The sequence below is a fragment of the Burkholderia sp. LMG 13014 genome (assembly GCF_905232215.1).
In the GTDB taxonomy this organism is placed as follows: Bacteria; Pseudomonadota; Gammaproteobacteria; order Burkholderiales; family Burkholderiaceae; genus Burkholderia.
On record NZ_CAJNKE010000189.1, the window covers coordinates 1 to 10,185 of the forward strand.

The window sequence follows — 10,185 nt, forward strand, 5'->3', positions numbered from 1 at the left end:
AGGACGCGATCGCGCGAGCGGCGCACTACGCGCAGGAAGGCGCAATCGTCACGCTAGGCGTGCTGCCGCGGCGCGCGGAAACCGGCTACGGCTACATCCAGGTCGGCGAGCCGCGCGCGGGCCGCCACGGCGGCCAGGGTGGCTACGCGATCGGGCGCTTCGTCGAGAAGCCCGACGCGGCGCTCGCCGAGCGCTACCTGCAATCGGGCGACTACTGGTGGAACAGCGGGATTTACGTCACGCGCGCATCGGTCTGGCTGACGGCGATCGCCACGCTCGCGCCGGACATCCATGCGGCCTGCGAAACCGCCTGGCGTGCGGGCATCGCCGAGGATCCGTTCTTCCGGATCGATGCGGCGGCCTTTGACGCGTGTCCGTCGGATTCGATCGACTATGCGGTCATGGAACGGCTCGCGGAACACCGCGAACTCGGCATCGAAGGCATCGTGGTGCCGCTCGCGGCCGGCTGGTCGGACGTCGGCACCTGGGATGCAATCTGGGAAATCATGCCGAAGGACGATCACGGCAACGTCGCGCGTGGCCCGATCGTATTCGAGGACACGCAGGACAGCCTCCTGCGCTCGGAGGGCCGCCTGATCGCGTGCGTCGGCATGAAGGACGTCGTCGTGATCGAGACGCCCGACGCCGTGCTGGTCGCGAACAAGCACGACGTGCAGCGCGTGAAGAACATCGTCGCGCGCCTGAAGACCGAACGGCGCCCGCAGGCGAGCGAGCACCGCAAGGTGCAGCGGCCGTGGGGACACTACGATTCGATCGATCTCGGCGAGCGCTTCCAGGTGAAGCGGATCGTCGTCGAGCCCGGCAAGCGGCTGTCGCTGCAGATGCACTACCACCGTACCGAGCACTGGATCGTCGTGCGCGGCACCGCGAAGGTGACGCGTGGCGATGAGACGTTCCTGCTCTGCGAGAACGAGTCGACGTACATCGCGGCCGGCGAACTGCATCGCCTCGAGAATCCCGGCCGGATTCCGCTCGAAATCATCGAGGTGCAATCGGGCGACTATCTCGGCGAGGACGATATCGTCCGGTTCGACAATCAGTATGGCCGGCCGACCTGCGCACCGCAGGAGCCGGATGCGTCAAAGCCGGCCGCGCGTGCCCTGCCGACGGCGAACGATGTGCGATGATCGTGCCGCCGTTGCCCGCGCGCGTCAGCGCACGACGATGGCCGCCGACACGACGTTCTGGATGAACGGCTTGCCGACCGCCTTGATGAAATAGGTACCCGCCCGCCCGTCCTGGAGCGGAATGCTAGTCGTGTCGGCCGGATAGCGGCCGGCCAGCCTGAACGACGCAGCGCCGAGCTGCTCGTACAACTCGAGATGGTCGACGGTTTCCTGATGGGTGATCCGGACGGCCACACTCGCGCCCACCGGCTGCGCGTCGATCGCGGTACAACTGGCAATGCCGGGCTCGAGCGCGCTCCCCTCCTCATAGTCGTTCCATGTAATCAGCTGGACGAACGGCAACTGCTGCCGCGCGCTGTAGCGCTCGTTGATGGTCTTGAACGTATCGAGCCAGGTCCGGCCGCACGATGGCGCAAGAAAGCGTGGCGCCGCGGCGCCCCACGGTGCCTTCGTATCGTCGAACGCGCTCCATACGCCGCCGACCGTGATCGTCCCCGGCGGCTGGTTCCGCGCGACGCTGTAGAAGCGCTCGCGATACCGCAGGTCGTACCGCGTGCCAGCTGCCTGCGGCAGGGTCCGCGAGACCGGCTGCGTCCACACATACGCACCCTTGCTGTACGGAAAGTCGAAGCCTTGCACCAGCGTATGGAGCCAGTAGATGTCGGGATACGCCGCGTGAATGCGTGCCCAGTCGGCCGGCTCGAGTGTGTCCATCCCGAACTCGGACACGACCGGATGGCCGTCGTAACGCAGATACTGGTCCGACGTGAAGTATTCGCGGCTGATGTAAGCCAGGTTGTTCAGGATCGTCGCGGTCACATCGCAGCCGCGACACGCATTGAACTTGAAGGAGCCGCTGTCGATCATGATCGAGAACGTCATCCCGGGAAACTTCGCCAGTTCAGGCAGGGACGCCCGCCAAGCCGTGTCGACGAAATTTCCCTGGCCGTACCAGTCGATGATCACGCCGTCGACGCCGCGCGAGCGCATGTCCGCGAAGGTACGAAAGGCCTGTCGCGGGTCGTCGGATCGGTAGCCGACGTTCAAGCCGCGCGGGACGGGCCCCCACCACGGCAGGTAGTGGGCCAGCACCTGCGTCGTACTGCCCGGGTACAGCAACGTATGCACGTCGACTTTCGATATCGATGACGTTCCGGCGAGGAGCCCGTTCGACGAACCCTTGAATTCGCGGCTGGCGGACGTATTGGCCGGCGCGAGCGCCGCCACCCGCACGCCGTCATCGCAGTAGCCGTGACCGGCCGACAACGCCAGTACGCCAAGCGCGACCGCCACGATGCGTCGATGTGCCCGCATGACATTCCTCTTCAGTGAGTCTCGGGCCGCGCGGCGAACGCGCGGCCGGTAGTGTCCGGCGACGAACCCACGCCGCGCCCTAGTCCCTCTGCTGCCCGCCGAGCCCCATCCACGACGCAAGCTGCGCCGCGTAGTGCGCCGGCGTATAGGCCGAACAGTCGTAGCGCCGACCGGCGGTACGCAGGTGACGGTCCAGTTCGTCGAGCGCGCCCGTCAGGCCGGCCGGCGAATTCCGGTACAGGATCTTGTTGCCGATCTCGCTGCCGAACGTCGACAGGCTGCCGATTTCGTGCGCGAGTACCGGCAGCCCCAGCGTTGCCGCCTCGACCATGACGAGCGGCGCGTTTTCGGCCCAGACGGACGGTAATACCAGCGCGTCGTGCGCGCGCAGGGCATGGAACAGCGCGTCGTGGCCAAGCCGCCCGGCAAAGCGCAGCCGTTCGGCCTGGACCAGATCCTGGTGGCGTGCTTCGAGCTCCGCGCGCAGCAACCCGTCGCCGTACAGCGTCAGGCTGCCGATACGACGGAAATCCGTCCGGCGCGCCAGTTCGATGAATTCGTGAATGCCCTTCTCCGGGGCGAGCCGCCCCACATAGGCGAGATCGAACTGCTCGCGCGCACACACGCGCGGCGGGAAAGGCTCTGCCAGCTGGCTCACCGGATTCGGCAGCACCGCGCTTTTCGTGATGCCTCGCCGCGCCAGTACCGTGCGCATATACGGACTCGGACACAGGAACAGGTCAAATACGTCGCGCGGATCGCAATACGCGTACACCGCATGCCAGTGCAGCTTCTTCATCGCATCGTAGATGCGGCCCTTCGTGCTCGCCAGCGCGAACAGCCGCGCCGGATTCGACAGCGCATCGACCGGGACGGGTACCGGGCGGCCGTCGCGATAGGTCAGCATGTTCGGGTTGTAGAAGACCAGATGGTAGTCATGGCACGTGAGATACGTGCGGAATCCCTGTTCGCGGCGGCGCCGCGCGAGTACCGGCAGGATCGATTGCGTCAGCAGGTTGTGATAGTTGTGCACGAGCACGCGATGCGGGCGCACCTCGTCCAGCAGCGCCGCCAGCGCGCTCGACGCGGCGCGGTTCCAGCTACGCACGAGCGTGCCTTCGCCCGGCGGGAAATTCGTGTCGTCGAACGAGTACACGTCGACGCCTGGAATGTTTCGCAGCACCTCGATGGAAGTCTGGTAGACCTCCTCCGCACCGCCCTTGCTGCTCGCGTAGTCGTTGATGACGACAACGCGCGTGGTTTCAGCGCGCGAGCCGGTCGACGGGAAAGCGTTCAATTCGGTATCCGGAGCGTATGTTGAACAATCCGATCTCGCGGCACACCGCCGCAGCCATCAGGCACCTTTGCACTCGCCAGCATCCTCTCCACTCCGTACAGTCCATTCATGTCGGCAACACGCGGTTACCCCTTCGCCATCACGCGTGCGTTCCCGTCAGTGTCGGACCGGGTCTTGCACAGCGTCGACCGGACGCTTGCCGATCAGAAAACTGCTGACCCCGAAAAAGACCACCCCGCCGATTCGTCCGACATTGACAGTGCGCTGCCGCGTGTCGAGCCACTGCCGGGCGCCCGCCAGCGACACGAATCGCCTGGCGTGGTGCGTCCGGATGACGGGCAGGACCGCGACGACGCGCATTGCGTCGATACGGTCCACACGCCCGGGGCTTTCGGGATTCATCGTCAGGGTCGCACAGCGGCCGAGCAGTGTCGTCGAAGACAGACGAGTGACTCTATCAACGCACTGGCTCGCCGACTGTGCGACATCTGACACAGCCTCCGGCGGCCCCGAATCACGCGGGCGATTCGGCCTTGACGATCCGCCCTACCGGTGCGCGACGCGCATCGAGCCCCTTGACGAACTCGCTGCACAGTCCGACCACCGCGTCGGCCGCATGCGAGCTGAAGACGCTGTGATCGAGATCGTCGAGCACGACGGCGCGCGCGCCCGAAAACCGGGACAGCCGCTTGCCGCGCGGGCCGAAGTACGTCGTCATCAGGTCCAGGCTGGTGTCGTATGCGCCGCACACGAACAGCGTGCTCACCTCCTTGCGCTGCAGCGTGCGCAGGATGTCGTGAGGGTCGACCGGCATCGTCTCCGCGCACGACCATCCGGCGATCCGGCGCCGCCACGCGCCGATCCTGACGGCCGCGCGCGTCGTCACGCGCTTCAGCACGAGCCGGACGAACGGCATGATCCGGCGCTTGCCGGCCAGCACCTGTTTCCATTTCTCGAGCTCGAAGAACGACGAGCGGTAGCCGGCCATCGAATTGGGGCGATGCTGGCGCAGCGCGTCGGTCGACAGGCCGTCGGGCATGTGGAAGCTCTGCAGGTTCACCGAGATGACGCCGGACAGCGCCCGCCCCACGAGCGCCGCGCGCAACGCACTGTATGCGCCCGAGCAGATGCCGAAGGACACGACATGTCGATATCCTTGCTCCTTCAGCCAGTGGGCAGCCGTCGAGACATCCTCGACGACCGCGCTCGAATAGACCGGCTGACGCACGTCGTCCGACGTGCCGTCGCATACTGATGAACTGTCGCCGATCCCGCGGCCGTCGAAGCGCAGCGACGCGATGCCGCGCCGCGCCAGCTCCCGCGCGATCCGCACCGACAGCCGGCTATCTCCGACATGCGCGCTGGCCGACGTGTTCGTGATCAGCAGAACCGGCCCGCGGTCGTGCATCGCATGCGGCATGCACATGATGCCGAACAGGCCGGCCGCACCGAACCTGACCGGCTGTTCGCAGGCTTCCGGCGTGCGGAGCATCAGGTCGGCATCCTGGCCCGCGTTCGATACGGCACGTGGCGGCAGGGCCTGCCGGACCATCGTGGCCCTGGCCGCGACCCAGTCGACCACCTCGTCGAACACCCGCGTGGGCAGGCTCGAGAACGTCGTCTCCTGCATGAACGCGGCATAGCCTTCGAAGGACCGGCGCTCGACCGGGCCGCCCAACCCTTCGAGCCGCTGGTGCAGCGATTCGCTGCCACCGCCATTCACGTCGACGATCAGCGTGCCCGACGCCGGCGCGCCGGTGCTGTCCTTCAATGCGTCGACCGCGTCGAACGCATTGAGTCGTGCGCGGAACTCGGGACTGTAGACCTGCCCGAGCACGTTGAACGGCGCGTCCTTCGGCTGCGCCTCCCGCAACGGTGCCGGCAGTCGGTCGAGCCAGATATTGCGCATGATCGACAGCTCGCGCACGTAGCTGCGCCCGCTTGCGACCGGCGCCAGCAACACGAGCTGGTCGACGTCGCATCGACCGGCCGCCAGCAACGCGAATGCCGCGCCCAGCCGCAGGCCGCACAGCGTCACCTGCGTCACGCCCGTTTCGTCGCGCAGCCGCGCGATGGCCGCGCACACGTCGTCGACGGCCGTCTCGAACTGGTCGCTCGCGCCATCTGCCCCCGCGGAATCGCCCGTGCCGCGGTAATCGAAGCGCAGCACCGGCATCCCTCGGCCAGACAGGCGGTCTGCGAGATTCCGCATGCCGCCGTGACTCCAGACGGATTCGTGTCCATAAGCGTTGCACAGGACGACGCCCCGCGTCCCGTTGCCCGGATGCAGCCATCCGAACCGCCCGCCAAATATGATCGGTCTCATTTTCTATTAGGTATCGGTGAAGAATGGTTATGGCGTCCTTCGGCCGAACTGCTGAATCGATCGGCCGAAGGACGGCAAATCGCTCGCGGAAGACGTTCCCCTTTCCGGCGGCCACGCTGCACATGCGAGGTCCGGAAGCCGGTCGTCCGCGAGTCGTTCAGGTCACGACATCGATGCCCTCCTTTGCACTGTGTTGGCCCGTCACGACGGGCTGTCAGGCGGTGGCGCGATCAGCACGCGCCACCGCCCGTCGAATACCGGCATGCTGAAGTGCTGCTCGCAATAGGCGGAAAAGCGCGTCGCCGCTTCCACGACATGCTCCAGCTCCGCGGCCGGCTCGATGACGAACCGCTCGAGCCGCGCTTCGCTCATCGCAAGCGCGTCGTCGTGGAACCCGAGCCCCTCGAAGGCCGCTTCGTTCCCGACCGGCACGCAGCCGTACGACACGGCTTCCAGCACCTTCGACTTGATGCCGCCGCGCAGGAACGCGGGGCACAACGCAATGGAGCACGCGGTATAGACGTCCGCCTGGGTCGGCGCGAATCCGGCGAACTCGACGTTCGGCACGGGATCGTAGCGACCGGCCATGCGCCCGTAGATCACCAGCGGCGTCGCCGGCCCGACGCGCGCCCACAACGCCACCAGGTACTCGATCGCAAGCCGGTTCTGCAACTGCCGGTCCGACCCGATGAATACGAACCGGAACGGCGCCGCCGGACGCCGCATCGGCAGCAGCGCATCCATCGGCGGCGCGATCACGTGCGCCTTCACCGCTTCGTCGTTCGTGAGCGACTGCCGCAACGCGTGCGCGTCCTCCACGGAGACGAGCGTGACGGCATGCGACGACCCGATCGCCGCGCGCTCCTGCCGCTTCAGCGCATACGCCTCATAGCCCAGGATGGCGTTGCGGACCAGCTTCGCGTTGGCGAGCCTGACGAACGGCCCCGGTAGCGACTTCTCCAGATATCCGGCCGACAGCGGAAAATCCTGCTCGCGCAGGATGTCGGCGCGACGCGACATCAGGTCGTCGAAATCCACGACGATCCGGCAACCGGGCACATGGCGCCGAACCAGGATCGCGTAGTCCACGAGCCGGATGCCGTCGAAATAGATCACGTCCGGTTTGAATGCGTCGACGGCGCGAAGCAGCGCCGCCCGCTTGCGCGGATGCGAAAACATCGCCACCTGAAGCGCACACGGCGCGCCGCGCAACACGCTCCATCCCACCCGCACCGCCGCGCCGATCTTCGCGCGGATACCGCCGTCTTCGAACACCGAGCGGATCTTGAATTCGGCCACTTCCGTGTGCTCGCCGATCGCCTTCCGGATGAAGCTCAGCGTGCGCTCCCGCCCGTTCGATACATCCTGCGGAATGTCCCGCGTCATCACCATCAGCACCCGGCTTTTCACGAGCGACCTCCCCATCGATCCCAAACCCTCTTGCTTGCATGCGGCGCGTGCGGATCGCGGCACCCGCGTCCGGCCGGTTGCCGGCGCAACAAGGCCCATGTCCGCACGGAACCGGCCGTTCATGAACGCACCCTGTTATGGAAGAGATAGCCGAGCACGACGCACCAGAACACGACGAGCGAGACGGCAATCCCCGTCGAAGGTGCATACATCACCAGCGCGCGGGGCATGACGAACGGCGCGGCGACGATCGCCGCGACGATCAGCACCTGCTTGATCATGATGAGCCGGTAGCGGCGCACGGCCAGGAGCCATGTGCTCAGCCCCGCATCGACGAACGTGGCGATCGAGCAGCCGGTCGCGTAGATCATGATCGGCACACCGTCGACGAACGCGGGCCCGTAGATCGTCAGGAATACCGTGCGGCCGATGAACCAGCTGCCGACCCACGCGACACAGCCGACGAGGCCGAGATACAGGCCGAGCTTCAACGCCTTGGCGCGCACCAGCGACTCGGTCCGCGCCGCAAAGACCATGCTCGGCGCCAGCGCCAGCGCCAGCGTCGTGCCGACCGAGTTCCACTGTTCAACCAGCGACGCCGCCGACGCGTAAATGCCGAGATCGGCCTTGGAGACCAGCACGCCGAGCAGCAGCCGGTCCATGCGCAGGACCAGCACGCTGGCCGCAATGGCCGGCCAGATCCGCAGCCCGCGCACGACCAGCGCTTTCGTGACGGCCGCGCTGCCGCGGAACGATTTCGGCGACTTCAACGCCAGCGCGCGATAGCGGCTGAACGGTGCGGCAGCCGCCACGCATGCCTCGAGCGGCCATGCGAACGCAGCGACCACCACGCCCATCGACGCGTGTGCCGCGATGTACAGCCACAGCACGCGGACGCAGCTTGCATAGGCCCTCGCCCGCGTGATGACCCACGGCCGGGACTCGGCATAAGCCATCAACGAGCCAAGCGCGATCGGCTCCACGATCAGCGCAAAGGCCGCGATCAACGTGAGTTCGGACACGCTCGACGGCCGCATGACGATCACCACGATACCCATGAACAGCACCATGACGGCCAGTGTCAGCGTAAGCCGCAGGCGGAACGCGCGGTAGACGACCATGTGCCGCAAGCGCGGATGCTTGCCGAGGATCGGCTGGATCACCTGTGCGCCGAAAATCAGCGCAAGGCTGCCGATCACGTACGCGAGCGACAACGCGAACTGCAGCTCGCCGAACAGTCGCGCGCCGTAGATGTTCGCGAACAGGTGATTGCTCGCGATCGCCGCGAGCGCCCCGATGATCTTTTCGCACACCACGCCCGCGAACGACGAAAACAGAAGCCTGACGAACGCGTTCAAGATGCCCCCGTGCCCATCCGCTTCGCGTCGGCGTTCACGTGCCGTGCATCGATGCAATACCACCAGACCAGCGCGATCGCCAGGTAGAACAACGTGCGCACACCGAACAGCGTCCAGTAATCGCCTTGCTGGATCGCATAGGTCGCGTACGCAAAGATCTTCGCGAACAGCCACAGCATCACGACCCCGCCGCGCATCGCGATCCGGATCAGGATCGCGCTCGCCGCGCCGTAGATCGCCCCCGTCAACGCGACGAACAGCGCGCCGCCCGCGTAGCCGAACCAGTAGACCGGCACCGCCACGTTACCCATCGTGAACGTGACGTCGTCGAACACGTACGCCTTCAGGATCTCGGGCGTGCCGTACGACAGCATCAGGTCACGCAGGCCGCTCACCGGCGCACCGCTGAAGAACGTCGGCTCGGTGAACGAGCCCAGCGAACCCAGGAAACGCCCGAACGCCGCCATGCCGCCCAGCGTCGGTGCGCTGAACAGATGCGCGTCGCCGTCCACGACGTACCACGCCTGCCCCTGTTCGAGAAAGCGCGACACCACCGTCTCCGCGATGTCCAGCCCTTGCCCCCGGTACGCATAGAACACGGACACGCTGCCGATCACGAGCGCGATGACCGAGCCGATCCCGAGGTAGCGCATCACCGGCTTGCCGTTGATCGCGTGAATGGCGATGAACGGGATCAGAAACGTCAGGCACACGTGCAGGACGGCCATGAACTGCTCGCCGTGCAGTGCTTCGAGCACCAGATCGGCGACGATCAGGACGACAGACACCCATCGCACGACGCGGTTCGAGCTCGTGCAGAAGGTGCCGAGGAGCACGGCGACGAACGTCTGGTTGTTCAGGAACAGGTTGAACAGCGAGCTGTTCGACGCATCGTTGCGCAGCGCGTAGCGGTTGATGCCGCTCAGCACCGCGAAGCCGCCCGTCAGGCCCGCCAGCACGCCCGTCACGAGGATCGCGCCGACCAGCCCCAGCCCGAGCGCAACGCTGATCGGCTGGCGCGTCATCCGCGCGCGGATCGGCACGTGCACGTCGCGCTCGTTCAGGCACCGCTCGAATGCGTACAGCGCGCACGCGACGAAAATCGCGTAGAACGACAGCAGCCGGCTGAACGCGCCGTTCGCGACACCGAAGATGTCCGTTTCCCGCAGGAATCCGCCGGATTCGATTCCCACGCCGGCAACGAACGCGGTCAATCCGATCACCAGCGGGTAGAGCATCGACACGGCGAACACCGGGCGGGCGACGACCAGCGCAACCAGCCCCGCGACCGCCACCAGCAACGTACAGGTCGCGCTCGGCGCCCAAGCGCCC

General features: G+C 66.4%; 8 protein-coding genes. 1 reads left to right on the forward strand and 7 read right to left on the reverse strand.

The window, feature by feature from the left end:
* The coding region (locus JYJ84_RS19135; RefSeq protein WP_205189375.1) for a mannose-1-phosphate guanylyltransferase/mannose-6-phosphate isomerase at positions 1 to 1,148 on the forward strand (1,148 nt) is incomplete at its 5' end.
* A 24-nt stretch (positions 1,149 to 1,172) separates the two neighbouring features.
* Here JYJ84_RS19135 and JYJ84_RS19140 read toward each other — a convergent pair.
* The 7 genes from JYJ84_RS19140 to JYJ84_RS19170 form a co-directional block, all read right to left on the reverse strand.
* On the reverse strand, positions 1,173 to 2,462 hold the full coding sequence (locus tag JYJ84_RS19140) for a hypothetical protein (RefSeq protein WP_122946827.1): 1,290 nt from the start codon (positions 2,460 to 2,462) through the stop codon (positions 1,173 to 1,175).
* Between the two features lie 79 nt (positions 2,463 to 2,541).
* The gene (locus JYJ84_RS19145; protein ID WP_122946826.1) at positions 2,542 to 3,759 is read right to left on the reverse strand and encodes a glycosyltransferase; all 1,218 of its coding nucleotides are present in this window, start codon (positions 3,757 to 3,759) and stop codon (positions 2,542 to 2,544) included.
* Positions 3,760 to 3,915: 156 nt separating this feature from the next.
* The gene (locus JYJ84_RS19150) at positions 3,916 to 4,161 is read right to left on the reverse strand and encodes a hypothetical protein (RefSeq protein ID WP_174976655.1); all 246 of its coding nucleotides are present in this window, start codon (positions 4,159 to 4,161) and stop codon (positions 3,916 to 3,918) included.
* A gap of 112 nt (positions 4,162 to 4,273) precedes the next feature.
* On the reverse strand, positions 4,274 to 6,085 hold the full coding sequence (locus JYJ84_RS19155) for an alpha/beta fold hydrolase (RefSeq protein ID WP_175222602.1): 1,812 nt from the start codon (positions 6,083 to 6,085) through the stop codon (positions 4,274 to 4,276).
* Positions 6,086 to 6,286: 201 nt separating this feature from the next.
* Positions 6,287 to 7,495 carry a glycosyltransferase gene (locus JYJ84_RS19160; RefSeq protein WP_164462656.1) on the reverse strand — a complete coding sequence of 403 codons (1,209 nt, stop codon included), beginning with the start codon at positions 7,493 to 7,495 and terminating at the stop codon, positions 6,287 to 6,289.
* Positions 7,496 to 7,614: 119 nt separating this feature from the next.
* Complete coding sequence (locus JYJ84_RS19165; protein ID WP_122946823.1) at positions 7,615 to 8,853, reverse strand: hypothetical protein; 1,239 nt, start codon at positions 8,851 to 8,853, stop codon at positions 7,615 to 7,617.
* Positions 8,850 to 10,154 (reverse strand): DUF6418 domain-containing protein, encoded by a 1,305-nt coding sequence (locus JYJ84_RS19170; protein ID WP_240201876.1) that lies wholly within the window; start codon positions 10,152 to 10,154, stop codon positions 8,850 to 8,852. The genes JYJ84_RS19165 and JYJ84_RS19170 overlap by 4 nt, the downstream gene beginning before the upstream one ends.
* Positions 10,155 to 10,185: the final 31 nt, after the last annotated feature.

What these genes read in the sequence shown, in the direction of transcription:
- JYJ84_RS19140 (WP_122946827.1), bottom strand. Translation starts at nt 2,462, where the DNA reads ATGCGGGCACATCGACGCATCGTGGCGGTCGCGCTTGGCGTACTGGCG.
- JYJ84_RS19150 (WP_174976655.1), bottom strand. Translation starts at nt 4,161, where the DNA reads ATGAATCCCGAAAGCCCCGGGCGTGTGGACCGTATCGACGCAATGCGC.
- JYJ84_RS19155 (WP_175222602.1), bottom strand. Translation starts at nt 6,085, where the DNA reads ATGAGACCGATCATATTTGGCGGGCGGTTCGGATGGCTGCATCCGGGC.